Below are 25046 nucleotides of genomic sequence, written 5' to 3' on the forward strand. Positions count from 1 at the left end.
TGTGTCGTGCTGCATGGCCAGTCCTCGGAGGTCGCGGAGGCGGCCTGGCCGGTCGGCCTCCGGGCCGGCCGGGTGGCGGGTCAGTCGTCGAGCGGGCGCCAGGCCGGGCCGTCGCCGACCGGTCTGACCCGGCCGAACACCACGTCCGCGAAGTGGATGCCGAAGCCCAGGGTGTCCGGCTTGCGGAGCTCGGCGAGGAGGTGGCGGCGGGCGTCGGCGGCCAGGGCGGGGTCGTGGTCGACGGTCACCGACCACTCCGGGTGGTCCACCTGGATCGGCGAGTGCAGGGCGTCGCCGAAGGCGATCAGCCGCTGCCCGCCCGAGGAGATGACGTAGACCGCGTGCCCGGGCGTGTGGCCGGTCAGGAACATGACGTGGACGCCGGGGAAGACCTCCTCGCCGTCCGTCACGGTCCGCACGCGGGGCGCCAGCGCGGAGAGTGTCCGCTCGTCGACGCCGTGCGCTTCGAGGAGGTGGCGCTGGTGCCACTCGGGCTCGGTGACCAGGTAGTCGGCGGATGCGAAGGCCGGGCGGTCGTCGCCCGGGGCGGGGTGCCAGGCCCAGCCGATGTGGTCGGGGTGGAGGTGGGTGAAGGCCACCGCCTCGATGTCCGACGCGGCCCGGCCGTGGGCGGCGAGGCTGTCCAGCAGCGCGCCGCCGCGCAACCTGCCCACCGGTCGCTCGGGATCGACCGCGGGCGACAGCGGCCCGAGGCCGGCGTCGATCAACAGGGCGCGGCCGTCCCGCTCCACGAGGAGCCCGCCGACGCCGGCCGCCAAGTTGCCGGAGGCGTCGAGGTATTCGGGACGGGCGGCCCACACCTCGTCGGTGGTGTCGGGGAACCAGCGGTGCGGGACCAGTTGTGCGATGCCGTCGGGCAGGTACGTCACCGTCGTCTCGCCGAGCCGCAGCGAGCGGCGGGTGGCGGGTCGGCGCAGTCGTTCGTTCTGGCTCGGGGCGGAAGTGCTCATGGTGGCGGGTCCTCCTGAAGTGCGGTGCGCACGAGGGGTGTTGGACTTCCGGGCGCAGCGGCGGGGATGTCGGCGCCGGTCCGCTCGGGACGGCGACCACGCCACCATAAGCATCAAGTTTGAATCATTCAAGCTCGGAATATTTAGGTTGCATGTGCTTGCTACGATGGGCTCATGACCACCGACCCGGATACGCAGGCCCTCGCGGAGCGCCAACTGTGCAGCCTGGTGAACGGGATGGCCCAGCAGATCTCCGAGCACGTCCGCCGGCGCGCGGCCACGTTGGGCCTCACCGCGCCCCAGGCCGTCGCGCTGCGCGAGTTGGCCGGGCCGATGACCATGCGGGAGCTGGCCGCGCGGATGACCTGCGAGCCCTCCAACACCACCTTCGTCGTGGACAAGCTGGAGAAGCAGGAGCTGATCGAGCGCCGCGCGCACCCCACCGACCGCCGCGCCAAGCAACTGGTCCTCACCCCGCGGGGCGTCGAGCTCCGCGAGCGGCTGCTGGCGCTGCTCGACGCGGAATCCCCGCTCGCCGCGCTGAGCCGGGAGGAGAAGGGCGCCCTCCAGAGCCTGCTGCAACGGGCGATGACGCACCCGCCGAAGGGCGAGTAGCCGCCCCGGGTCGGCCCGGAACGGGGCGACCACCACTGAGGCCCCGGCGGCGCGGCGGGGTGGTCGCCCACCGGTCGCCCCGCCGCCGTCGTACGGGGATCAGCCGTCCGTCGCCCGGAATCCGCGCAGCCGCAGGCTGTTGCCGACCACGAAGACCGAGGAGAAGGCCATCGCGGCGCCCGCGATCATCGGGTTGAGCAGGCCGGCGGCGGCCAGCGGCAGGGCCGCCACGTTGTAGGCGAAGGCCCAGAAGAGGTTGGACTTGATGGTGCCCAGGGTGCGGCGGGAGAGCCGGATCGCGTCCGCCGCGGTGCGCAGGTCGCCGCGCACCAGCGTCAGGTCGCCGGCCTCGATGGCCGCGTCGGTCCCGGTGCCCATCGCCAGCCCCAGGTCCGCCTGGGCCAGCGCCGCCGCGTCGTTCACGCCGTCCCCGACCATCGCGACCGAACGGCCCTCCTGCTGAAGGCGCTTGACGACCTCGACCTTGTCACGCGGCAGCACCTCGGCGATCACCCGCTCCGGGTCGATGCCGACCTCGGCCGCCACCGAGCGGGCCACCGCCGCGTTGTCACCGGTCAGCAACACCGGCGTCAGCCCCAGCCCGCGCAGCCGCCGGATCGCCTCCGGGCTGGTCTCCTTGACCGCGTCGGCCACCTCCAGCACCGCCCGGGCCGCGCCGTCCCAGGCCACCGCGACCGCGGTCCGCCCGGCCGCCTCGGCCGCCGCCCTGGCCCGCGCCAACTCCTCCGGGAGCACGATGGCCCACTCGGCCAGCAGCTGCTCCCGGCCGACCAGCACGGCATGCCCGTCGACGACCCCCTGCACGCCCAGCCCCGCGACGCCCGCGAAATCCTCCGGCGTCGGCAGCGGACCCACCTCGGCGCTCGCGCCGGCCGTCACCGCCCGGGCGATCGGGTGCTCCGAGGAGTGCTCCAACGCGCCGGCCAGTCGCAGCACTTCGGCCCGGTCGGTGCCGGCCGCGGTGTGCGCGGCCAGCAGCGTCATCCGCCCGGTGGTCACCGTGCCGGTCTTGTCCAGGACGACGGTGTCGACCTTGCGGGTGGACTCCAGGACCTCGGGGCCCTTGATGAGGATGCCGAGTTGGGCGCCGCGCCCGGTGCCGACCATCAGCGCGGTCGGCGTGGCGAGCCCCAGGGCGCACGGGCAGGCGGTGATCAACACCGCGACCGCGGCGGTGAACGCGGCGGTCGGTCCTGCGCCGCTGACGATCCAGAAGTCGAGGGTGGCCAGCGCCAGGGCGATCACGACCGGGACGAACACCGCGGAGATCTTGTCGGCCAGCCGCTGCGCGGCCGCCTTGCCGTTCTGCGCGTCCGCCACCAGCCTGGCCATCCGGGCGAGTTGAGTGTCCGCGCCGACCCGGGTGGCCTCGACGACCAGCCGCCCGCCGACGTTCAGGGTCGCGCCGGTCACGGCGTCGCCGACCGCGACCTCCACCGGCACCGACTCGCCGGTCAGCATCGAGGCGTCCACGGCCGACGCGCCGTCCACCACCGTGCCGTCCGTCGCGATCTTCTCGCCCGGCCGCACCAGGAACCGGTCTCCGACCCGCAACTCCCCGATCGGCACGGTCACTTCGTGCCCCCCGCGCAGCACCGTGACGTCCTTCGCGCCCAGCTCCAGCAGTGCCGTGAGCGCCGCGCCCGCCTTGCGCTTGGCGCGCGCCTCGAAGTACCGCCCGGCCAGGATGAAGGCGGTGACGCCGGCGGCCGCCTCCAGGTAGATGTTGCCGGCGCCGTCGGTGCGGGCAATGGTCAGTTCGAACGGGTGGGTCATGCCGGGCATGCCGGCCGTCCCGAAGAACAGCGCCCACAGCGACCAGAGGAACGCGGCCGAGGTGCCGAGCGAGATCAGGGTGTCCATGGTGGCCGCGCCGTGCCGGGCGTTGGTCCATGCGGCCCGGTGGAACGGCCAGGCGGCGTACGTGACGACCGGCGCGGTCAGCGTCAGCGACAGCCACTGCCAGTAGGTGAACTGCAGCGCCGGCACCATCGCCAGGGCGATCACCGGCACCGCCAGCGCCACCGCGGTGATCAGCCGCTGGCGCAACGACCGCAGCGCAGCCGGCTCCGCGCCGCCGCCCTGTGTGCCGTCCACGGTGTCGCCACCCGCGGCGGGGGCGACCGGCGCCGGCTCCCGCGCGCTGTACCCGGTGGCCTCCACCGTCGCGATCAGGTCCCGGACCGAGACGTCGTCCCGGAAGGCGACCTTGGCCTTCTCGGTGGCGTAGTTGACGGTCGCCTCGACGCCGTCCATGCGGTTGAGCTTCTTCTCGATCCGGGCGGCGCAGGAGGCGCAGGTCATCCCGCCGATGGCGAGCTCGACCTCGGCGGCGCCGGGACTGGTGGTGGTCATCTCTGCTCCTCGCAGCTCACGGAAGGGAGGTGTGCGCGTCGTCGGGCGCTCGACCCTTGGATACCCCAGGGGGGTATATAGGGATGGTGGGTCCATGTATACCCCCTACCCGTATGCCCCGCAAGGGCGGGTGGGGAGATCGCATACCCCTAGCGGGTACGAAATGGAGGCAATCCCCGACGTTGTCCGCGGGCTGCGGAGAGGGGCGCCGCCCCGCGCCCACCAGTGCGGATCGCTCACCCGGCGCTTTGATCGCGGGCTTTACTGCACATTGGTTGCAAGAGAAACCGACCCGCACGAATGTAGGGAGGGTTCCCGGCAGAGGCCGGGGGCGAAACGGAAGAAAGCAGTATCAAGCATGTCTACGTCCCCCTCCCCGACCCTGGCCGGCCAGGCAGCCCCGCCGTCGCGCCGGCAGCGGATCGCGCGGTCGATGACCCGCGCCGAGTGGGGGCGGATGGCCGGCATGGCGGGCTTCATCCTCGCGCTGCACGTGATCGGCTGGTTCACCCTGGTGGCGATCGTGGCCCCGGAACACTACAGCCTGGGCACCAAGAGCTTCGGCATCGGCATCGGCGTCACCGCGTACACCCTCGGCATGCGCCACGCTTTCGACGCCGACCACATCGCCGCCATCGACAACACCACCCGGAAGCTGATGCACGAGGGGCAGCGCCCGCTCTCGGTCGGCTTCTGGTTCTCGCTGGGACACTCCAGCATCGTCTTCGGGCTGGCCTTCCTGCTGTCGCTCGGCGTCAAGGCGCTCGCCGGACCGGTCAAGGACGACAACTCCCAACTGCACGCGATCACCGGGCTGATCGGCACCACCGTCTCCGGCGTCTTCCTGTACCTCATCGCCGCGATCAACCTCGTGATCCTGGTCGGGCTCTGGGGCGTCTTCCGGCGGATGCGCGCCGGCGACTTCGACGAGGCGGCGCTGGAGGAGCAGCTCAACAACCGCGGCCTGATGAACCGCATCCTGGGCCGGGTGATGAAGTCGATCACCAAGCCCTGGCAGATGTACCCGCTCGGCCTGCTCTTCGGGCTCGGTTTCGACACCGCCACCGAGATCGCGCTGCTGGTCCTGGCCGGCTCCGGCGCCGCCTCCGGCCTGCCCTGGTACGCCATCCTCTGTCTGCCGGTGCTGTTCGCGGCCGGCATGAGCCTGCTGGACACCATCGACGGCTCGTTCATGAACTTCGCCTACGGCTGGGCCTTCTCCAAGCCGGTCCGCAAGGTCTACTACAACCTCACCATCACCGGTCTGTCGGTCGCCGTGGCCCTGATCATCGGCACCGTGGAGCTGCTCGGCCTGCTCGCCGACAAGCTGGGGCTGCACGGCTGGTTCTGGGACTGGATCGGCGGACTGGACCTCAACGTCATCGGCTTCGCCATCGTCGGCCTGTTCTTCGTCACCTGGGTCGTCGCCCTCGCGGTGTGGAAGTTCGGCCGCATCGAGGAGAAGTGGACCGTCAACGTCCGCCCGGCGCCGGTCGAGCGGACCACCGACTGACCGCCGACCGGTCGCCGCCGCTCACCCGCCCCGGACCAGGTCCGCGCACTTCTCGCCGATCATCATCGTGGTGATGCACGGGTTCACGGCGGTCAGGAACGGCATCGCCGAGCCGTCCGCGACCCGCAGCCCGGTCGTCCCCTTGACCCGGAGCTGCGGGTCGAGCGGGGCGGCCAGGTCGTCGGCGGAGCCCATCGCCACGGTGCACGCCGGGTGGTAGACGGTGTTGTGCGTGGTGCGGATGTAGTCCAACAGATCGCCGTCGGTGCGCGCGCTCGGGCCGGGGGCCAGCTCCGCACCGGCCCACTCGGCCATCGGGGACTGCGAGACGATGTCCCGGGCCAGCCGCAGTCCGTACGTCATCACCCGCACGTCGTGCTCGTGGGTGAAGTAGCGCGGGTCCACCCTGGGCTTGTCGCGGAAGTCGCGGGTGCGCAGCCGGACCGTGCCGTGCGAGCGGGCCCGGGTGACGTTCGGGGTCAGGCAGAAGGCGTTCTCCGACGTCGGGTAGCCGCGGCGGTAGGTGTTCATGTCGAACGGCACCTGGCCGTAGTGGAACATCAAGTCCGGCCGGTCCAGGCCCGGTTCGGTGTCGTAGAAGATGCCGATCTCCCACCACTGCGTCGAGGTCTGCACCATCGGCCGCTTGGCGTCCCACATGATGACGCCCTCGGGGTGGTCCTGGAGGTTGGCGCCCACTCCGGGCGCGTCCACCAGCGGTGCGACGCCGACGGCCCGCAACTGGTCGGCCGGGCCGATGCCGGAGAGCATCAGCAGCTTGGGGGAGTCGATGGCGCCGCAGGAGACGATCACCTCGCGGCGGGCCGCGACGGTGCGGGTGTGGATCAGGTCGGGGGAGAGGTAGTCCACGCCGGTGCACCGCCGGGCGTCGTCGAAGCGCAGCCGCTTGGCCTGCACCCCGGTGCGCACATCGAGGTTCCGGCGGCCCAGCGCCGGGTGCAGGTAGGAGACCGAGGCGGAGGAACGGGTGCCGTCCGGGCGGCAGTTGATCTGGAACCAGTTGGCGCCGCGGACCACGGTCGCGCCGGTGTTGAACGGGACGGTGGGGATGTCCACCGCCGCGCACGCCTCCAACAGGGCCGCCCCGCACGGGTCCTGGGGCGGGACGCCGCGCAGCACCACCGGACCGGAGCGGCCGTGGTGGTCGCCGGGCGCGTCGTTGGTCTCCAGGCGTTGGAAGAGCGGGAAGCAGTCGGCGGCGCTCCAGCCCGTGCAGCCCAGCGCGGCCCACTCGTCGAGGTCCTCGGCCGGGGCCCAGAAGGCGATGCAGGAGTTGTGGGAGGAGCAGCCGCCGAGGACCTTGGCGCGGGCGTGCCGCAGGAAGCTGTTGCCGTTCTCCTGCGGTTCGACCGGGTAGTCCCAGTCGTAACCGGACTCCAACAGGCCCATCCAGCGGTTCAGTCGGAGCACGTTGTCGTTGCCGACGTCGGAGGGGCCGGCCTCCAACACGCAGACCGTCACGGACGGGTCCTCGCTGAGCCGGGCGGCCACCACCGCGCCGGCCGTGCCGCCGCCGACCACGACGTAGTCGAACGCGTCGGACTGCTCCACGTGGGTTTCGTCGGACATGGCGCTGGCTCCAGGTCGGAGGGGAGGGGCGGCGGTGTCAGGGCGCGGTGGCGGCGTCGCCGGAGTCCGTGTCCTCGGCGGCGTGTGAGGCCAGCACGCCGGTGCGGTGCCGCTGGACGAACCAGTAGTAGGCGAACCCGCCGAGCGCCACGATGCCGATGAACAGGAAGGCGCCCCAGCGCAGGTACCAGTGCTGCGGGCCGGTGGCGTTGTAGACCGCGGCCCGCGGCCAGGCGAGGTTGATGGACATCGCCAGGCCCCAGAGCACCGCCACGACGTTCACCGGCAGGCCGAACCGGCCCAGCGAGAAGCCGCCGGTGGTCCACCGGCCGCGCACCCGCTGCACCAGCATCGGCAGCGTCACCATCAGATACGCCAGGTAGATCATGATGATCGCGATGCTGGTGATCACCGAGAAGATCTGCGGCTGGTTGACGTTGATCAGCAGGATCGCGATGCCCACCAGCCCGATCACGACCGCGGGCAGCACCGGCGTCTGGAACCGGGGGTTGATCCGGGCCAGCCGCGCGGACGCCGGGAGGTTGGTGTCCCGGGCCATCGCGAACATCAGCCGGATCGCGGCGGTGTGCACCGCCAGGTCGCAGACGGTGATGGCGATCACCACGCACCACAGCACGAGCTGCCCGATCGTCGGCCCGAGGGTGGCCAGCACCACGTACTGGAGGCCGTCCAACGACAGCCGCTTGTCGTGCAGATCGGGCGTGGCCAGCAGCGCGAACAGCAGGATCAGACCGCCGATGAGGAACGAGGCGATCAGCGCCCGCAGGATCGCCTTGGGCGCGTTGCGGGTCGGGTCCACGGACTCCTCGCCGAGCGAGGAGGCGGTGTCGAAGCCGTACATGACGTAGGCGGAGGCCAGCGAGGCGGTCAGGAACGCGCCGAAGTACCCCAGGCCCTGGCCGCTGCCCAGGCCGAAGGTGTTGGTCAGCGTCGAGACCGGGCCGCGGGTGATGTGCGCGGCCAGCAGCAGGATCAGCACGATCGCGGCGATCAACTCGATGGCCACGCCGGCCGAGTTGATCCGCGCCATCAGCTTGACGCCGAAGGCGTTGACCAGGGTGGTGAAGGCGATCAGCACGCTGCCCAGGAGCACCGCGTTGGCGGCCGCGTCGGTCTTCCCGGTGCCGTTGCCGACGAACTGGAACCACGACGAGATCTGCGGCAGCGTCACCTGGTACGCCAGCGCCACCGCGGCCAGCGACACCATCGACGCGGTGAGCATCATCCAGCCGCCGAGCCAGCCCACGTGCGGACCGCCCAGCTTCTTGGCCCAGTTGTAGACCGAGCCGGCCACCGGGTAGCGGCAGGCCAGCTCGCAGAAGCACAGTGCCACCATCAACTGGCCGGCGAAGACCATCGGCCAGGACCACCAGTACGCCGGGCCACCGTGGCTCACCCCGAAGTAGAAGAGCTGGAAGGTGCCGGTGAGGATGGAGATGTAGCTGATGCCGGCGGCGAAGGTGTGGAAGTTGCCGAGGGTGCGCTTGAGTTCGGGCTTGTAGCCGAGTTCGGCCAGCGCCCCGTCCTCGTGCGGGCCGTCGTCGGCGCCCTCCCCGGCGGAGTCGGACGGGACGGAACCGGTCACTCGAACCACCTCTGCGGACGCGGCGCGGTGTTCCGCCACACGTGCTTGGCCTCCGTGTACTCCGCCAGCCCGGCCGGCCCCAACTCCCGGCCGACACCGGACTGTTTCATCCCGCCCCACTCCGCCTGCGGCACGTACGGATGGAAGTCGTTGATCCACACCGTGCCGGCCCGCAGCCGGGACGCCACCCGCTGCGCGCGGCCGGCGTCCTGCGTCCACACCGCCCCCGCCAGCCCGTACACCGTGTCGTTGGCCAACGACACCGCCTCGTCCTCGTCGCGGAACCGCTCCACGGTCAGCACCGGCCCGAACGACTCGTCGCGCACCACTGACATGTCCGGGGTGCACTCGTCCAACACCGTCGGCAGGTAGTAGAAGCCGTCCGCCAGCGCCGGATCGTCCGGTGGCGCGCCGCCACAGCGCAGCACCGCGCCCTCGTCCAACCCGGCCGCCACATACGCCTCGATCTTCGCCCGGTGCGCGGCGGAGATCAGCGGGCCGGTGCGGGCGTGCTCGTCGAACGGGCCGCCCAGCGGGATCCGTCGGGCGCGCCCGACCAGTTCGTCGACGAAGCGGTCGTGCAGCTCGTTCTGGACCAGCAGCCGGGCGCCGGCCGAGCACACCTGCCCGGAGTGCAGGAACACCGCCGTCATGGCGTAGTCGACGGCGGTGTCGAAGTCGGCGTCCGCGAACACGATGTTGGGGTTCTTGCCGCCCAGTTCGAGGGCGATCTTCTTCACCGTGGGCGCCGCCGCGGCCATGATGCGCCGGCCGGTGACCAGCCCGCCGGTGAACGAGACCAGGTCCACCCGCGGGTCCTCGGTGAGCGGTGCCCCCACGACCGGGCCGGTGCCCAGCACCAGGTTCGCCACCCCGGCCGGCACCCCGGCCTCCGCCAGCAGCCGCATCAGATGGATGGCGGTGTGCGGGGTCAGCTCGCTCGGCTTGAGCACGAAGGTGTTCCCGGCGACCAGCGCCGGCGCGACCTTCCAAGCGGTCTGCAGCAGTGGGTAGTTCCACGGCGTGATCAACGTGCAGACCCCGACCGGCTCGTGCCGCACCGTGCTGTCGGCCTCGGCGAGGCCGGTGTTCACCACCCGGTCGGTGCCGCCGGCCGCGCCGAGGTTGCCGAAGTAGCGGAAGCAGTTGGCGATGTCGTCCATGTCGTAGCCGCTCTCCACCAGCCGCTTGCCGGTGTCCAGCGACTCGGCCCGGGCCAGCGCCTCGCGGTCCCGCTCCAGCAGCTCGGCGACCCTCAGCACCACCCGGCCGCGCTCGGCGGCCGGCGTACGGGGCCAGGGCCCGTCGTCGAACGCCAGCCGGGCGGCGGTGAGCGCCGCCGCCACGTCCTTCGGTCCGCCCTCGTCGACGGTCGCGACCAGCGTGCCGTCCGCCGGGCAGCGGATCTCCCGCACCTGTCCGTCGGCCGCTGCGGTCCACTGACCGTCGATGAACAGCTCCGGCATGGGGTGGCCTCCGGTCCTCGCGGTGTCGTCTCCGGGCGGGGCGACCGCTTCAGGGCCCGTACGGGCACGGCTCCCGACGCGACGGTCTCTCTCGGTGGTGATCTCGGTACCGAGCGTAAGTCGGGTGTCGGGGGACCGCACGGTGCGCGGCGCCGGGGCGTCCGGCCGGGACCCGATGGGGTGAGCGCGCGGGGCTGCCCGACAATGGGGGCATGCACCTGGTCCCCGACGCCGCCGCGTACCTCGCCGGACGCTGGCACATCGAACGCACCGTGCACGACCTGAGGGCCGGCGCCGAGGGCGGCTTCCGGGGCACCGCGGACTTCCGGCCGGACGGACCCGACGGGACGCTGTGCCACGTCGAGGAGGGCGAGCTGACCTGGGCCGGCGCGGTGCACCCGGCGACCCGCACCCTGCGGCTGTGGCCCCGGCCCGACGGCACCGCCGCGGTCACCTTTGCCGACGGCCGCCCCTTCCACGACCTCGATCTGCGGACCGGCCGCTGGAGCGCCGTCCACCCGTGCGCGGCGGACCGCTACGACGGCACCTTCACCGCCGTCACCGCGGACCGCTGGCACCTGGAGTGGCGGGTCACCGGCCCGACCAAGGACCAACTGCTGCGCTCGGTCTACCGCCGCGCCGACTGACCCGCACCGCGCCCGCGGGAGGGCGCTACGGCTTGACCGCCTTCAGCGCGTACAGCAACGGGACGATCGGCTCCGCGTCGGGCAGTCGCCACCAGCCGTTCGGGGTCGGCACCATCGACGGGAAGCGCGGCCAGGGCAGCTCCTCGGTCTCCCGCAGCAGGTCCACCCGCAGCCCGGCCCCGACCACCGCCGAGACGACCTCGCCGAGGCCGTGCCGCCACTCGTAGCTCGTGGTCGCGCCGGTCAGCGGCGGGCCGTCGGTGTAGGTGGTGGGGGAGTCGCTGCGCAGCGCGCCGCGGCCCGCCAGGTAGTCGTGGCGGAGCAGCAGCGGCGGGGTGTCCGGGTCCGCGGGCGGGGTCGGGCCGAGCGCGTTCAGCAGCGGGTGGAACTCCACCAGGTAGAACGTGCCGCCCGGACGCAGCAGTTCGGCGACGGTCCCGGCCCAGGAGGCCAGGTCCGGCAGGTAGCAGACCGCGCCCTTGCCGGTGTAGACCACGTCGAAGCGGCGGTCGCCGAGCGCCTCCGCCGCGCGGTACACGTCCGCGTGCACGAACTCCGTCGCCCGGCCCGTCTCCCCGGCCAGCCGCCGGGCCTGGGCCACCGCCTCGGCGGAGAAGTCCAGCCCCACCGCCCGCGCGCCCCGGTCCGCGAACGCGGCCGTCTCGGTGCCCAGATGGCACTGGAGGTGCAGCACGTCGCGGTCGGCCAACGCGCCGAGGTCGGCCCACTCGAACGGCGCGAACCAGTCGTCGGCCCGCCGCGACCCGTCCAGGCCGTAGAACGCGCTGGCCACGTGGACCGGTGTACGGGCGTCCCAGTTCGCCTCGTTGGCGCGGACCATCTCCGCGATGCCCGGCTCCCCGGGCCGGCCGCCGGCGGCCGGCCCGAGCGGCGCCCGGCCCGTGGACTCGCTCTGCTCTGTGGTCATGGTCCTCTTCTACCTGTCCGCGTCCCGCGGACACCAGGAGCCCGCCGTGCACCGTCCGGTACCGGCCACCCGCCGCGCATCGGCCACCCGGCCCCCGCAGAGCACCACCCGCCGGCCCATCCGCCCGGCCAACGCCTCGTCGTCGGTGGCGAGGACGCAGGTCAGCCGGTACCCGCCCCACACCCGCACCAGCAGCTCGGCGAACTCCGCCGCGGCCGGCGGCGACAGCCCGTCCGTGGGCCGGTCCGCGAGCAGCACGGTGGGCCGCTTCACCAGCGCGCGGGCGAGCGCCGCGCGCCGCCGGGCGTACGGGTCCAACTGCCCCGGCAGCAGATCGTCCCGGCCCGCCAGCCCGACCTCCGCCAGCGCCTCCCCGGCCAACTCCCAGCGGTCGGCCGGCCGCAGCCCCAGTGGGGCCAGCGCGGCGGCCACGCCCTGCCGCACGGTCAGCCCCCCGACGGGCCCCGGGGGGTGGTCGCCGTCGCCCGTCCCGAGCAGGCCGATCGACTCGGCGCGGATCCGCCCCAGCCGGGACGCGGTGACCGTGGCCAGATCCGTACCGTCCAGCAGCACCCTGCCCCGGGTGGGCCGCTCCACCCCGCCGAGGATCCGCAGCAGCGTCGAGGCGCCGGCGCCGGGCGGGCCCTGGACGACGAGCGCGCCGCCGTCCGGCACGTACAGCTCGACGCCGTCCAGGGCCCGCACCGGTTCGCCGCCGCTTGGGTAGTGCTTGGTCACGCCGGTCAGGTGGTACACGTGCGCTCTCTCCTCCGGGCCACCGGACCGTGGCCCCGTCGCCGACCGTAGGCACCCCGTGTGACCGGGCCGTGAGCAGTTGGTGAGAGGCCGATGAGAACGCCGGGCGGCCGGCCGGCACCTGGCGCGGGACGCGCGGCCCGCGCCCGTGCGCGCGCCGGCCCGACTTCCCGCCCCCGCCGGCGGGTTGGACGCCGGGCGCGGTGGCCGTACGGTTACCGGCACCGCAATCCGACGGGAAGAGTGGGGAATGAGCCAAGAGAACCGGGTGCTGTCCAACGCCGTCGACGTGAGCGTCCCGAGCGTCGCGCGGATGTACGACTACTACCTCGGCGGCAAGGACAACTACGCGGTGGACCGCGAGGCGTGTGACGAGCTGAGCAAGGTCGTCCCCAGCACCGGGGTGCTGGCGGTCAACAACCGGCGCTTCCTGCGCCGGGTGGTCCGTTGGCTGGCCGAGGAGCGGGGCATCCGGCAGTTCCTCGACCACGGCTCAGGGCTGCCGACCCAGGACAACGTCCACGAGGTCGCGCAGCGGGTGGACCACCGGTCCCGGGTGGTGTACGTCGACAACGACCCGATCGTGCTGGCGCACGGCCGGGCGCTGCTGGAGGAGAACGAGCACACCGCCGTCATCCAGGCGGACATGCGGGACACCGACGGGATCTTCGACAGCCCGGAGGTCCGGCGGTTGATCGACCTCGACGAGCCGGTCGCCGCGCTGTTCGTCTCGGTGCTGCACTGCATCCCGGACGCCGACGATCCGGCCGGGCTGGTCCGCCGGGTCGCCGAACGGCTGGCTCCCGGCAGCTATCTGGTGGTGTGTCAGTTGGTGAGTGAGGACCCGGCGACCCGGGACTTCGTCACCGAGTTCATGCGGGTGAACACCCAGGGGCACTGGGGCCGGGTGCGTCAACAGCACGAACTGCGGGCGTTCCTGGACGGGTTGGAGATCGAGGAGCCGGGCCTGGTGGAGGTCTCGACCTGGCGTCCGGACCCGTCCGACGCCGGCCCCAAGCAGCTGACCCAGGAGTGGATCGAGTACGGCGGTGTGGCCCGCAGGGCCTGACGCGGTGTGACGACCCGAGCCCGCGGGGAGGCATCGGAGTGGGGGAGGCCGGCGGCCGTCCCGTGTTCCCGCCCCCCCGACCCCCCGCCCTCGGTGTCAACTCTCCTGTTTCAGCAGCCGTTCCAATATCAGCAGCGACTCCCGGGGCGACTCCGCCTGGGCCGAGAGCCGGTCCATCACGGCGAGGTAGTGGTCGACGTCGTCGCGCTTGTCCAGGTAGAGCGCGCTGGTGAGCTGCTCCAGGTAGACGATGTCGGGCAGGTCGGGCTCCATGAAGCGGAGGATGGTGATCGGCCCGCCGGCCGCCGCGTGGCCGCCGAGGGCGAACGGGGCGACCTGGAGGGTGACGTTGGGCAGCCGCGCCGTCTCGATGAGGTACCGGAGCTGACCGGGCATCACCTCGGGGCCGCCCAACGGCCGGCGCAGGCACGCCTCGTCGAGGATCGCCCACAGTCGCGGCGCGTCCGGGAGCGCCAACAACCGCTGCCGCTCCATCCGCAGCCCGACCCGCTGCTCGGTCTCCTCCGCCGTGGCGGTCGGGTGCCCGAGCTGCGCCACCGCGCGGGCGTACTCCGCCGTCTGCAACAGGCCCGGCACGAACTGGACTTCGTAGGTACGGATGACCGACGCGGCCGACTCCAGGCCGAGATGGGTCTCGAACCAACTGGGCAGCACGTCGTTGTACTGGTGCCACCACCCGGGCGTGCTGGTTCGGCGGGCGAGGGTGAGGAAGGTGGCGCGGGCGGCGCTGTCGGTGACGCCGTACAGCGTCAACAGGTCGGCGACATCGCGCTCCTTGCAGCTCACCCGGCCCAGTTCCAGGCGGCTGATCTTGGCGTGCGAGGCCCGGATGGTGTGCCCGGCGGCCTCGCGGGTGATGCCGGCGGACTCCCGCAGTCGGCGCAACTGGGTGCCCAGTACGATGCGCAGGACGGTCGGGCCGCCGCGCGGATGGTCCAGATAGCGGCGCAGGGACGGGTCGCTGCTCGGCTGCGCGGCGCTCATGCTGACTCCCCTGAGTGGTCGGGCGAACGCCCAGTGTCCCATTGCCCCGAAGGGGCGTACACCTACGCCGACTATCCGGTCGACATATGCCTCAGAAACGGCTCCCCGAGACGGTCATCGCGTCACCCGGAGGCGAACAGATCGTCGAACTCGCCTTCCTTCGCGGCCTGTACGAAGGCGGCCATCGCCTTGCGGGGGTAGATCAGCGCGGGTCCCGACGCGTGCCGCGAGTTGCGCACCGCGACCCCGCCGTCCGAAAGAACCGCCAGCTCAACGCAGTTGCCGCTGGGGTTGCTGCGGCGGCTCTTGCGCCAGACCGCGCCCTCGATGCCGGTGGCCGGCATCCCGTTGGTCATCGACTCCATCAAAGCTGCTCCCTTGGTGAGGGGATGTGCTCGGGACCGATCCGGGGCCGCGATCACATTGGCGTGATACCGCTCCCGGGTGACCGTCCTTGCCGATGTAATTGCAGATGCACTTGCAGCATTGGACGGTCGACGAGGATATTAGCCCTCCGGGACGGCCCCGCCCAGACCGTCCCGGACGCGCCCAACCCGTATGCCCCTTCGCGGAGATCGTGATGACCACACACCCGGCAGAGTCCGAGCGCGACGCCCTCCGGGAAGGAGGAAAGCCCATGGCCGCCCCCGCGCGCGATGCCGGGACGGTGCCGGGGCTGGACGGTTTCGCCGCCTGCGCGCTGAGCGGTTCGGCGTGCACCGTGGCGGAGGCCCGCCGCTTCACCCGGGACACCCTCCAGGACTGGCGGATGTGCCCCGTCCTCGCCGACAACGCCGTCCTGATCGTCTCCGAACTGGTGACCAACGCCCTGCGGCACGGCACCCCCGCCGACCCGTTCGAACTGGCCTTCAACTCCCTTGGTGGCAACCGCTTTTGTCCCGCCTGGCTGGCGCTGACCCGGCAGGAGAGCGGGGTGCTGTGCGCGGTCTCCGACGGTGGGAGCGGGGCTCCCGTGCTCCGGCAGCAGGACGCGCTCGCCGAGTCCGGGCGCGGCCTCCGCCTCGTCGACGAGCTCAGTGACTCCTGGGGCTGGACCCTTCCCGATCACGCGGGCAAGACGGTGTGGGCTACGGTGGTCACGCGCGGCTGAAAGAGGCCGCGGGGGAGTGACCGCGGGGGCCGGAAGCCGATGGATCTGCTGTCGCTGCGCTACTTCCGCGCGGTCGCACGCCGGGAGCACGCCAGCCGGGCCGCCGAGGAACCGCGGGTCGCCCAGCCCTCGGTGAGCCGGATCATCATGCTGACCCAACTCGGCGCCCGCGAGGTGGACTTCTGCATCGCCTCGCAACCGCTGACCGCCCCCGGACTGGAGCAGGTTGCGCTGCGGCGCGAGGAGGTCCAGCTCGCCGTCCCGGCCGGACACCGGCTGGCCGACCGGGAACGGGTCACGGTGGCCGACCTGCTCGACGAGCCGTTCCTCACCACCCGGCCAGGACACTGGCAACGCGCCCTGTTAGAAAGGCTGTTCGCGCCCACCGGGCAGCGCCCGCTGATCGCCTGCGAGGGTGACGAGCCGGGCGCCCCCCGTTCCTCATCGGCGCCGGACTCGGCATCGGGCTGCTCCCCACGGTCGCCCGCAGAGTCCCCGTACCGGAACCGATCGTCTGGCCGCGCCTCGACGCCCCCGACTGCGCCCGCACGCTCAGCCTGGTCCGGCGCGCGGACGGCTGTCTCTCGGCGGCCGCGGCGTGCTTCCGGGACCTCGCCCTGGCGCACTTCGCGCCCACGGGCGACGCGCCGGCGGACGCGCCCGGCGGGGCCGCGGATCAGAGCCCGTCGCCGCGCACCAGATAGCCGTCGCGGATCGCGGAGGGATCGGCGAAGGGGCCGCTGCCGTACGGATGGAGCGCGATGGCCAGTTCGCTGGCGGCCGGCCCGTGCTCGGGAAGCGGCGCGAAGTCCCCGTCAAGGGCGTCCAGTTGGCGCTGCACGCCGTGCTGGCAGACCTTGGCGAGCTGATCCGCCTCGACCGCGGAGAGGCGCGCGCCGGCCCGTAGTTGGACGTGGACCACGGGCCTGGCCTCCAGGTCCCCGTCCGCGTCCAACGTGAGACAGAACCCCTCGATCAACCCCGCCAGCGGATTTCCCTCGAAGAGCCCGCGCTCGACATCCTGCGGATAGCTGTTGGCGCCCATGATGAACTCCCGGCCCCGGTCGGTGGGTTGGCACCGACATCATCGGGGCCGGGTGCCCGGGCGTCATGAGTCCGGCTACTCAGCTCCGCGGATGAGTACGGGGTGACTCAGCCACGTCGGCCGCGCGCCTCGACGCCCGGGTCGCTGCCGAGGTCGTCGCCCAGGCCGAACGCCGCCAGCAGCCGTTCCGCCGCCAGCGTCGCGGTGATCTCGCCGGCCCGCACCGCCCGCTCGACCTCCGGGCCCAACTGCCGTACGTCCGGGTGTTCTTGGAGCCGGTCGATCAGCCGCTCCCGGACCATCGACCAGGTCCAGTCCACCTGCTGCGCGCGCCGCCGCTCGGCCAGCGCGCCGGTGGACTCCAGCAAGGTGCGGTGCTGCTCGATCCGCTCCCACACCGTCTTCAGCCCGGTGCCCTCACGGGCGCTGCAGGTGAGCACCGGAGGGGTCCAGGCGGCGTCCGGGGGCTGCAACAGCCTCAGTGCGCCGGCGAGTTCGCGCGCCGCGGAGCGGGCGTCCCGCTCGTGCGGGCCGTCCGCCTTGTTGACCGACACCAGGTCCGCCAGTTCCAGGACGCCCTTCTTGATGCCCTGGAGCTGGTCGCCGGTACGGGCCAGCGTCAACAGCAGGAAGGTGTCGACCATGTTGGCGACGGTGGTCTCCGACTGGCCGACGCCGACCGTCTCCACCAGCACCACGTCGTACCCGGCGGCCTCCATCACCACGATCGACTCGCGGGTCGCCCGCGCCACCCCGCCCAGCGTCCCGGAGGTGGGGGAGGGGCGGACGAACGCCGCCGGGTCGGTCGACAGCCGCTCCATCCGGGTCTTGTCGCCCAGGATGGAGCCGCCGGTGCGACTGGAGGAGGGGTCGACGGCCAGCACCGCCACCCGGTGCCCCAGCCCCGTCAACAGCGAGCCCAGCGCGTCGATGAAGGTCGACTTGCCGACGCCCGGCACGCCGCTGATGCCCACCCGCCGGGCCGCACCGGAGTACGGCAGCAGCCTGACCAACAGCTGCTGGGCGGCCGCGCGGTGGTCGGCGCGGGTGGACTCCACCAGCGTCACCGCGCGGGCGATCCAGGCGCGGGAGCCGGCCCGCACCCCCTCGGCATACCGGTCGACGTCGATCCTCGGAGCCATCGCCCTCCAGCCCTCCGCTCTACAGCTCGTGGCCGAGGGCCGTTGCCAGGTCCCGCACCAGGTCGTGGGCCGCGTCCGGGATGACCGTGCCGGGCAGGAACACCGCGGCCGCGCCCATGTCCCGCAGTGGCTGGACGTCCTGCGGCGGGATCACCCCGCCGACCACGACGGTGATGTCCTCCCGTTCCTCCGCCGCCAACGCCTCGCGCAGCGCCGGCACCAGCGTCAGATGGCCGGCCGCCAGCGAGGACACCCCGACGATGTGCACGTCGGCCTCCACCGCCTGCCGGGCCACCTCCGCCGGGGTCTGGAACAGCGGGCCGACGTCCACGTCGAAGCCCAGGTCGGCGAAGGCCGTGGCGATCACCTTCTGGCCGCGGTCGTGGCCGTCCTGGCCCATCTTGGCCACCAGGATGCGCGGCCGGCGCCCCTCGGCGCGCTCGAACGCGGCCACCAGCTCCCGGGTGCGCTCGACCCCCGACGAGGGGCCCGCTTCGTCTCGGTACACACCGGAGATGGTACGGATCTGGCCCGAGTGGCGTCCGTAGACCTCCTCCAGGGCGTCCGAGATCTCGCCGACGGTCGCCATCGCCCGGGCCGCGTCCACCGCCAGGGCCAGCAGGTTGCCCTCAAGTCCCGGGCCGGGGCCGGCCTTCGCCGCCTCGGTCAGCGCCCGCAGCGCCCGCCGGCAGGCGTCCTCGTCGCGCTCCGCCCGCAGCCGCTTGAGCTTGTCGATCTGCTGGGCCCGCACCGCGGAGTTGTCGACCTTGAGGACCTCGATCTCCTCGTCCGTCTCCACCCGGTACTTGTTGACGCCGATCAGCGCCTGCCGGCCCGAGTCGATCCGCGCCTGGGTGCGGGCCGCGGCCTCCTCGACGCGCAGCTTGGGGATGCCCGCGTCGATCGCCTTGGCCATCCCGCCGGCCGCCTCGACCTCCTCGATGTGCGCCCAGGCCCGGCGCGCCAGGTCGTGGGTGAGCCGCTCGACGTACGCGCTGCCGCCCCACGGGTCGATCACCCGGCAGGTGCCCGACTCCTGTTGGAGGAAGAGCTGGGTGTTGCGGGCGATGCGGGCCGAGAAGTCGGTGGGCAGTGCCAGCGCCTCGTCCAGGGCGTTGGTGTGCAGCGACTGGGTGTGGCCCTGGGTCGCCGCCATCGCCTCCACACACGTCCGGGTGACGTTGTTGAACACGTCCTGCGCGGTCAGCGACCAGCCGGAGGTCTGCGAATGGGTGCGCAGCGAAAGGGACTTGGGGTTCTTCGGCTCGAACTGCGAGACCAGCTTCGCCCACAGCAGCCGGGCCGCGCGCAGCTTGGCGATCTCCATGAAGAAGTTCATGCCGATCGCCCAGAAGAAGGACAGCCGCGGTGCGAAGGCGTCCACGTCCATCCCGGCCGCCATACCGGCCCGCAGGTACTCCACTCCGTCCGCGAGGGTGTAGGCCAGCTCCAGGTCGGCCGTCGCGCCCGCCTCCTGGATGTGGTAGCCGGAGATCGAGATGGAGTTGTAGCGCGGCATCTTCTGCGAGGTGTACGCGAAGATGTCGGAGATGATCCGCATCGAGGGCTGCGGCGGATAGATGTAGGTGTTGCGGACCATGAACTCCTTGAGGATGTCGTTCTGGATGGTCCCGGCCAACTTCTCGGGCGGCACGCCCTGTTCCTCGGCGGCCACGATGTAGAGCGCGAGAACGGGCAGCACCGCGCCGTTCATCGTCATCGACACCGTCATCTTGTCCAGCGGGATGCCCTCGAAGAGCTGCCGCATGTCGTAGAGCGAGTCGATGGCCACGCCCGCCATGCCGACGTCGCCGGTCACCCGCGGGTGGTCGCTGTCGTAGCCGCGGTGGGTGGGCAGGTCGAAGGCGACCGACAGGCCCTTCTGGCCGGCGGCGAGGTTGCGGCGGTAGAAGGCGTTGGACTCCTCCGCGGTGGAGAAGCCGGCGTACTGCCGCACCGTCCAGGGCTGGTTGACGTACATCGTCGGGTACGGGCCGCGCAGATACGGCGCGATGCCCGGGTAGGTGCCCAGGAAGTCCAGCCCCGCCAGGTCCGCTTCGGTGTAGAGCGGCTTGACGTCGATGCCCTCCGGCGTCTCCCAGGTCAGGTCCGCGACGCTCTTGCCGGTGGCCTGCTGCACCGCCTCCGCCCAGCCGGCCCCGTCACCGGGGGCCGCCGCGCCCGACGGGGCGCCCAGCTCCACCGTGCTGAAGTCCGGGATGGCGCCTGCCTTCCCGGGGACGTGGCCCGAGGCAGCACCCGTGGCGCCCGCTTGCCGTGCCGTCTCCTTCATGCCGCCACCTCCGTGACATCCAGGGCCGAGGACAGCACCCCGGCCGCATCGCAGCCGGCGAACACGAACGTGTCCACCCCGGCCGCCACGAACTCCTCCCGGCGCCCGCCCGGTTTGCCCGCCAGGTACACCCGCACCGCCCCGGCCGACTTCAGCGCCTCAGCCACCTCCGCCGCCTGCTCGGCGTAGACGGTGTCACTGGCGCACAGGCACGCGATCCGCGCGCCGCTCGCCGCGAACGCCTCGGCCACCGACGCGGCCGTCACCTGCTCAGTCTCGGTCTCGATCCCGCCCGCCTGGAAGAGGTTGGCGGTGAACGCCACCCGCGCGGTGTGCGCCGCGACCGGCCCCAGCGCGGCCAGGAACACCTTCGGCCGCGCCCCAACGGCCGCCGACCGGGCGTCCGAACGGGCCCGCAGCGCCTCGAACGCATCGTCCCGACGCACCCGCGGCAGCCCCCCGCCGGCCGGCGCCGGCGCCGGCTCGCGGGACAGCGGCGCCTCGGCCAGCAGCGGGAACTCGCTGACGCCGGTGATCGGCTCCCGGCGGTGCGCCAGCTCCGCGCCGCGCCGCCGCCAGGTCTTCGCCAACCGCTCGCCGAGCATCCCGGACCGCAGCGCGGCGGCCTGCCCGCCCGCGGCCTCGATCTGTTGGAAGAACGCCCAGCCGGCGCGGGCCAGTTCGGCGGTGAGCTGCTCGACGTACCAGGAGCCGCCCGCCGGGTCGATCACCTTCGCCAGGTGCGACTCCTCCAGCAGCACCGACTGGGTGTTCCGGGCGATGCGCCGGGCGAACGCGTCCGGCAGCCCCACCGCCGAGTCGAACGGCAGCACCGTCACCGCATCCGCGCCGCCGACGCCCGCGGACAGTCCGGCCACCGTGGTGCGCAGCATGTTCACCCAGGGGTCCCGACGCGTCATCATCACCGAGGACGTGACCGCGTGTTGACGCTGCGCGGCACCGGCCGGCGACGCCCCGCAGACCTCGGCGACCCGCGCCCACAACAACCGCGCCGCGCGCAACTTGGCGATCGTCAGGAACTGGTCGGCGGTCGCGGCATACCGGAACTCCAACTGCCGGCAGGCCGCGTCGACGCCCAGGCCCGACCCGCCCTCGGTGAGCGCGCGCAGATAGCCGACCCCGCTGGCCAGCGAGGCCCCCAACTCCTCGGCCGCCGAGCCGCCCGCCTCGTGGTACGGCAGCGCGTCGACGGACACCGTGCGGACCCCCGGCGCACTCCCGGCGACCCGGCCGGCCCAGCGCGCCACGTCCGCCAGCCCGTCGGCCAGCGCCCGGTCGTCGCCGGTACGGGCCAGCACGCCCAGCGGATCGGCGCCGAGCACCGTGACCGCCTCCGACAGCGCCACCCCCGACTCCCGGTACAGCCGCAGCAACTCCTCGGCCGCCGCCGGGAATTCCGCGCCCGCGTCCAGCACCACCGGCGCCAGGTCCAGATAGACCCCCCGCACCGCCTCCGCCAGGCCGGACACCGGGACGCCGCCGTCGCCGACCGTCAACCACACGGAGGTGACGCCGTTCTCCAGGTCGGCGAGGAGTGCCTCGTTGACCCGCCGGGGATCGGTGCCGTGCTGCCGCTGGCGCACGTCCCACCCGGAGGCGGCACTGCCCTCCGGACGGGACGCCCGCACGAACGGCGGGAATCCGGGCAGGCCGGCGGCGGGTGGCGCGTCCTGGGCGGTGTAGAGCGGGCGGAGGCGGATCCCGTCCTGGAGATCCGTGGCGAGCGCGTCCTCGGCGGCGGCACCCGCGGCCTCGGCGGCGCCCGACTTGCGCAGTACGCCCTCGACCAGTCGCTGCCACTGCTCGCGATCAGCAGCCGGGAAGGCGCCGGCCAGGGGGAGTTCGGGGGACTCGGCGGTCATGGCAGCAGGCTAGGGGAACGGTTGTTGGCCGGAGCAGGGGAAAGCGCTGTGACCTTGCCCTCGTTGAACCGGGCCCCGGTCGCCGTGTACGGACGAACCGGTGCCGACCGGGCCCCGACCGGCACGCCGGAACGGGCTCCTCCGGCGCGCTACGGTGACTCCGCACCCCACCGAGGAGCGGAATGCACCGACCGCCGATCACCCGCACCACCCTCGTCGCCGTCCTGCTCGCCTTGTTGACGCTGACCGTCACCGCGGCCCTCCTGCTGCCGACGCCGCACCACGGCACCGCCGCCCGCCCCGCCTGCACCGGCCGCACCCTCGCCTCCTGGTCCGTCGACCCCGGCCCGACCCGGGCGTTCGCCCACTACGGCGACGACGGCTCCCGCACCGACGGCTGGACCGGCGGCGACGGCACCCACTCGGTGCGCCTCCCGGACGGCCGGACGCTCTGGCTGTTCTCCGACACCTTCCTCGACCGCGTCCACCCGCCCCCCAACCCCCAGGGCGCGCCCCACCGTTGGCGCACCACCGAGAACGGCGGCACCCCCTTCCTGCGGCACAACTCCCTGGTGGTGACGGACCGTTCGGGCACGCCGGAGCGCACCCTGACCGGCGGCGGCGCCACCGCGCCCGGGCCGTTCTTCCCCGACGCGCCCGGCGGCGGCTGGCGCTGGCCGGTCCACGCGACCGTCGAGCCCCGCGCCCCCGGCGCCGCCGAACAGGTCGTCCGGGTGCTGCTGTGGAACCGGGCCCCCGGCACCGGCCCGTGGATCTTCGGCGCCCCCCACGGCACCGAGGTCGCCACCCTCTCCCTGCCCGACCTGCGCCTCACCTCGATCACCCCGGTCGTCGACCAGAGCACCGTCACCGACCCGGCCCGGCGTGTCCTCTACGGCACCTCACTGGTCCGCGACGGCGACTGGAGCTACGTCTTCGGCGGCGACGACCCGCCCTCGACCCCGGCCGACAGCGGCTATCTGGCCCGGGTCCCGACCGGCCGGCTCGCGGACCGGGCGGCCTGGCGGTTCTGGGACGGCGCCCACTGGCAGCCGGACGCCGGGCGGGCCGTCCCGGTGCTGCGCGGCGCCGGCCGGCGCGGCGTCGGCAGCGCCTTCACCGTCGTCCGCGACCACGGGACGTGGGTGCTGTTCACCATGGACACCCCCGCCGGCGGCGCCGCGGGGCTGCGCACCATCACCGGCTACTGGTCCTGCTCCCCCCAGGGCCCCTGGCACGGACCCGTCGGCCGGATCACCCCGCCCCGCCCCGCCGGCCCCGACCCCCACCACGTCGTGGTCTACAACCCGCAGGCCCACCCGGAGTTCACCACCGACGCCGGCCTGTTGCTCAGCTACGACGTCAACTGGCTCGGCCCACCCGGCACCGCCGCCGACCCGGTGGTCAACGGCGACGTGGAGCTCTACCGCCCACGGTTCCTACGGGCGCGGTTGGCGCCGGTGGGGCGGTGACGGGTGGCGGGTGCCGGTCGGCCTGGCGTGAAATGGTCAAACAACAATGCGATCCAGCGAATGGCCGCGACGCTGACCAGGCTTTACTTGTTCGGGAAGCAATCGCCCGCTCCTCGTAGTCGGTGAAATTTGGCCGTCGAGATTGATTCGCGGCGTGATCCAATCTGTGCGAGTGCGCGGAGCGGACCGTGCAGGAGGACCTTGACGGGTGAAAAGCGACCCGGCGGATTGGAAACTGGAAACCAGTCGGTATCACCGTCACACTGAACTTGCGCATGCCATGCTTCTGGTCGGAGTGAGCAATGCCCGTTCTCTCGATTGCTCGCGACCCGCAAGGCGTGAACCCAGCGAGGAGTGACGAAATGGATATCTCTTCAGGTTTCGGTTCGGAGTTACGTCGCCTCCGCCAGGAGGCCGGTATATCTCTGCCCGAATTCGCCGAGAAGGTGAACTACAGCAAGAGCTACCTCAGCAAACTCGAACGGGGTTTGGCGCGCCCGTCCCGCGCCCTCGCCAGGCGTTTCGACGTGCAACTCAGCACTGACGGCCGGCTCGAAGAACTGGTCGATCCGCGGGTGGCCACGGACGGCCGCGTCCGCGGCGTTGATCGCCGCACGGCGCTTCTCACTGGGGCAGGATCCCTGGTCGCAGCCAGTCTCGGCAGCTCCACCAGGGCCACTCATCTGGTCTCCGCCGCGGACTCGGTGGAGCTCTTCCGCGAACAACTGCGGCAGATGCGTCAGTTGGGTCAGTCCACCGCGCCAGCCATCCTGTTACCTCTCCTGACGGCGCAGACCAACACCTTGACCTCTCTTGCTTCGGGCAGTGGCGCCATGATCCGGGGACGACTCCTCGTCCTTGCCGCCCGATTCGCGGAGTACGCCGGTTGGATGGCCCAGGAAGCAGGCGACACTTCGGCTGCCCTGAGCTGGACTGCTGATGCGGCCGAGTTGGCGCGTACCGGCGGGGACCACGACCTCTCGTCGTACGAGCTCGTCCGCAGGGCACTGGTCACCATGTACGACGGCGATGCGGCGCGCACGATCGCGCTTGCCCGTCAGGCGCAGCAGGCCGGAGTGCCGCGCCGCATTCGTGGGCTTGCGGCCCAACGAGAGGCTCAGGGACACGCTCTGGCTGGTGATGAACGTGCGTGCCTGCGCGGAATCGAGCTGGCACGCGAACTACTCGCTTCGGCGGAGCCGCCGAACGGAAACGAGCCGGTGCTCGGCTCGGCCGCAGTGCCCGATTCCGCGGCCATGGTGGCGGGCTGGTGTCTCTATGACCTGGGGCGGTGCCGGAAAGCCGCGGAGGTCCTCGACGAGCAGTGTCCGACCATTCCCGTGTCTGCCGTACGGGCGCGTACGCGATATGGCCTGCGTCGAGCGTTGGCCCATGCTGCCGCGGGGAACGTCGACGAGTCCTGCGCGATCGCCACGGAACTGCTCCCGCTCGCGGTCACCGTAACGGGCTGCCCCGCGATTGATGTTGGGGCGTGTTGGCCTGGGAGTTCGGCTGGTGGGTGATTCAGCAGGCCGTCGCGCGGACGAGCACGAGGTCG

General features: G+C 72.5%; 21 protein-coding genes and 1 pseudogene. 9 read left to right on the top strand and 13 right to left on the bottom strand.

Features of this window, described 5'->3' with window-relative positions; translation table 11 throughout:
• Positions 1-80 precede the first annotated feature (80 nt).
• A complete protein-coding gene (locus tag ACIQU6_RS12370) occupies positions 81-971 on the bottom strand; it encodes an MBL fold metallo-hydrolase (RefSeq protein ID WP_403481565.1) in 891 nt (296 codons plus the stop codon).
• 174 nt (positions 972-1145) lie between these two features.
• On the opposite strand from ACIQU6_RS12370, the gene ACIQU6_RS12375 reads away from it, so the two are divergent.
• Complete coding sequence (locus ACIQU6_RS12375; RefSeq protein WP_403481566.1) at positions 1146-1586, top strand: MarR family winged helix-turn-helix transcriptional regulator; 441 nt, start codon at positions 1146-1148, stop codon at positions 1584-1586.
• Positions 1587-1685: 99 nt separating this feature from the next.
• Here ACIQU6_RS12375 and ACIQU6_RS12380 read toward each other — a convergent pair whose 3' ends face one another.
• Positions 1686-3962 carry a heavy metal translocating P-type ATPase gene (locus tag ACIQU6_RS12380; RefSeq protein ID WP_403481567.1) on the bottom strand — a complete coding sequence of 759 codons (2277 nt, stop codon included), beginning with the start codon at positions 3960-3962 and terminating at the stop codon, positions 1686-1688.
• 433 nt (positions 3963-4395) lie between these two features.
• Between ACIQU6_RS12380 and ACIQU6_RS12385 the strand changes: the two genes are divergently transcribed.
• Complete coding sequence (locus ACIQU6_RS12385) at positions 4396-5475, top strand: HoxN/HupN/NixA family nickel/cobalt transporter (RefSeq protein WP_403481593.1); 1080 nt, start codon at positions 4396-4398, stop codon at positions 5473-5475.
• Between the two features lie 21 nt (positions 5476-5496).
• Here the strand turns inward: ACIQU6_RS12385 and ACIQU6_RS12390 are convergent, their stop codons facing one another.
• The 3 genes from ACIQU6_RS12390 to ACIQU6_RS12400 are packed head-to-tail and all read right to left on the bottom strand — an operon-like array spanning position 5497 to position 10137.
• Positions 5497-7065: a GMC family oxidoreductase gene (locus tag ACIQU6_RS12390; RefSeq protein WP_403481568.1), complete on the bottom strand. Its 1569-nt coding sequence runs from the start codon at positions 7063-7065 to the stop codon at positions 5497-5499.
• A gap of 37 nt (positions 7066-7102) precedes the next feature.
• Positions 7103-8671 (bottom strand): APC family permease, encoded by a 1569-nt coding sequence (locus ACIQU6_RS12395; protein WP_403481569.1) that lies wholly within the window; start codon positions 8669-8671, stop codon positions 7103-7105.
• On the bottom strand, positions 8668-10137 hold the full coding sequence (locus ACIQU6_RS12400; RefSeq protein WP_403481570.1) for an aldehyde dehydrogenase family protein: 1470 nt from the start codon (positions 10135-10137) through the stop codon (positions 8668-8670). The genes ACIQU6_RS12395 and ACIQU6_RS12400 overlap by 4 nt, the downstream gene beginning before the upstream one ends.
• Before the next feature lie 212 nt (positions 10138-10349).
• Between ACIQU6_RS12400 and ACIQU6_RS12405 the strand changes: the two genes are divergently transcribed.
• A complete protein-coding gene (locus ACIQU6_RS12405; RefSeq protein WP_403481571.1) occupies positions 10350-10784 on the top strand; it encodes a DUF6314 family protein in 435 nt (144 codons plus the stop codon).
• A gap of 25 nt (positions 10785-10809) precedes the next feature.
• On the opposite strand, the gene ACIQU6_RS12410 is transcribed toward ACIQU6_RS12405, so the two are convergent.
• Complete coding sequence (locus ACIQU6_RS12410) at positions 10810-11712, bottom strand: class I SAM-dependent methyltransferase (RefSeq protein ID WP_403481572.1); 903 nt, start codon at positions 11710-11712, stop codon at positions 10810-10812.
• A 9-nt stretch (positions 11713-11721) separates the two neighbouring features.
• Positions 11722-12468 carry an ATP-binding cassette domain-containing protein gene (locus ACIQU6_RS12415; protein WP_403481573.1) on the bottom strand — a complete coding sequence of 249 codons (747 nt, stop codon included), beginning with the start codon at positions 12466-12468 and terminating at the stop codon, positions 11722-11724.
• 250 nt (positions 12469-12718) lie between these two features.
• Between ACIQU6_RS12415 and ACIQU6_RS12420 the strand changes: the two genes are divergently transcribed.
• Positions 12719-13537, top strand: a complete 819-nt coding sequence (locus tag ACIQU6_RS12420) for an SAM-dependent methyltransferase (protein ID WP_403481574.1) — start codon at positions 12719-12721, stop codon at positions 13535-13537.
• 96 nt (positions 13538-13633) lie between these two features.
• Here ACIQU6_RS12420 and ACIQU6_RS12425 read toward each other — a convergent pair whose 3' ends face one another.
• Together ACIQU6_RS12425 and ACIQU6_RS12430 are read right to left on the bottom strand one after the other, a co-directional pair.
• Positions 13634-14542, bottom strand: a complete 909-nt coding sequence (locus ACIQU6_RS12425) for a helix-turn-helix domain-containing protein (protein WP_403481575.1) — start codon at positions 14540-14542, stop codon at positions 13634-13636.
• Between the two features lie 122 nt (positions 14543-14664).
• Complete coding sequence (locus ACIQU6_RS12430; protein ID WP_403481576.1) at positions 14665-14907, bottom strand: DUF397 domain-containing protein; 243 nt, start codon at positions 14905-14907, stop codon at positions 14665-14667.
• Positions 14908-15179: 272 nt separating this feature from the next.
• Here ACIQU6_RS12430 and ACIQU6_RS12435 point away from each other — a divergent pair, with 272 nt between their 5' ends.
• The 3 genes and pseudogenes from ACIQU6_RS12435 (at position 15180) to ACIQU6_RS12445 (ending at position 16357) form a co-directional block, all read left to right on the top strand.
• Positions 15180-15653 carry an ATP-binding protein gene (locus ACIQU6_RS12435; RefSeq protein ID WP_403481577.1) on the top strand — a complete coding sequence of 158 codons (474 nt, stop codon included), beginning with the start codon at positions 15180-15182 and terminating at the stop codon, positions 15651-15653.
• Between the two features lie 39 nt (positions 15654-15692).
• Positions 15693-16016 (top strand): annotated as a pseudogene (locus tag ACIQU6_RS12440) (LysR substrate-binding domain-containing protein); the annotation flags it as partial.
• A 104-nt stretch (positions 16017-16120) separates the two neighbouring features.
• Positions 16121-16357 (top strand): hypothetical protein, encoded by a 237-nt coding sequence (locus ACIQU6_RS12445; RefSeq protein WP_403481594.1) that lies wholly within the window; start codon positions 16121-16123, stop codon positions 16355-16357.
• Here ACIQU6_RS12445 and ACIQU6_RS12450 read toward each other — a convergent pair.
• The 4 genes from ACIQU6_RS12450 to ACIQU6_RS12465 form a co-directional block, all read right to left on the bottom strand.
• A complete protein-coding gene (locus tag ACIQU6_RS12450; protein ID WP_403481578.1) occupies positions 16330-16698 on the bottom strand; it encodes a coenzyme f390 synthetase in 369 nt (122 codons plus the stop codon). The two genes, ACIQU6_RS12445 and ACIQU6_RS12450, sit on opposite strands and share 28 nt — an antisense overlap.
• Before the next feature lie 107 nt (positions 16699-16805).
• Positions 16806-17840 (bottom strand): methylmalonyl Co-A mutase-associated GTPase MeaB, encoded by a 1035-nt coding sequence (gene meaB, locus ACIQU6_RS12455; RefSeq protein WP_403481579.1) that lies wholly within the window; start codon positions 17838-17840, stop codon positions 16806-16808.
• A 19-nt stretch (positions 17841-17859) separates the two neighbouring features.
• Positions 17860-20133: a methylmalonyl-CoA mutase gene (scpA, locus tag ACIQU6_RS12460; RefSeq protein ID WP_403481580.1), complete on the bottom strand. Its 2274-nt coding sequence runs from the start codon at positions 20131-20133 to the stop codon at positions 17860-17862.
• The gene (locus ACIQU6_RS12465; protein ID WP_403481581.1) at positions 20130-22016 is read right to left on the bottom strand and encodes a methylmalonyl-CoA mutase family protein; all 1887 of its coding nucleotides are present in this window, start codon (positions 22014-22016) and stop codon (positions 20130-20132) included. The genes scpA and ACIQU6_RS12465 overlap by 4 nt, the downstream gene beginning before the upstream one ends.
• A 182-nt stretch (positions 22017-22198) precedes the next feature.
• Between ACIQU6_RS12465 and ACIQU6_RS12470 the strand changes: the two genes are divergently transcribed.
• The gene (locus ACIQU6_RS12470) at positions 22199-23488 is read left to right on the top strand and encodes a DUF4185 domain-containing protein (RefSeq protein ID WP_403481582.1); all 1290 of its coding nucleotides are present in this window, start codon (positions 22199-22201) and stop codon (positions 23486-23488) included.
• 362 nt (positions 23489-23850) lie between these two features.
• On the top strand, positions 23851-25011 hold the full coding sequence (locus ACIQU6_RS12475) for a multiprotein-bridging factor 1 family protein (RefSeq protein ID WP_403481583.1): 1161 nt from the start codon (positions 23851-23853) through the stop codon (positions 25009-25011).
• Positions 25012-25046: the final 35 nt, after the last annotated feature.

This window comes from Streptomyces sp. NPDC090442, from assembly GCF_044769405.1.
GTDB lineage: Bacteria > Actinomycetota > Actinomycetes > Streptomycetales > Streptomycetaceae > Streptomyces.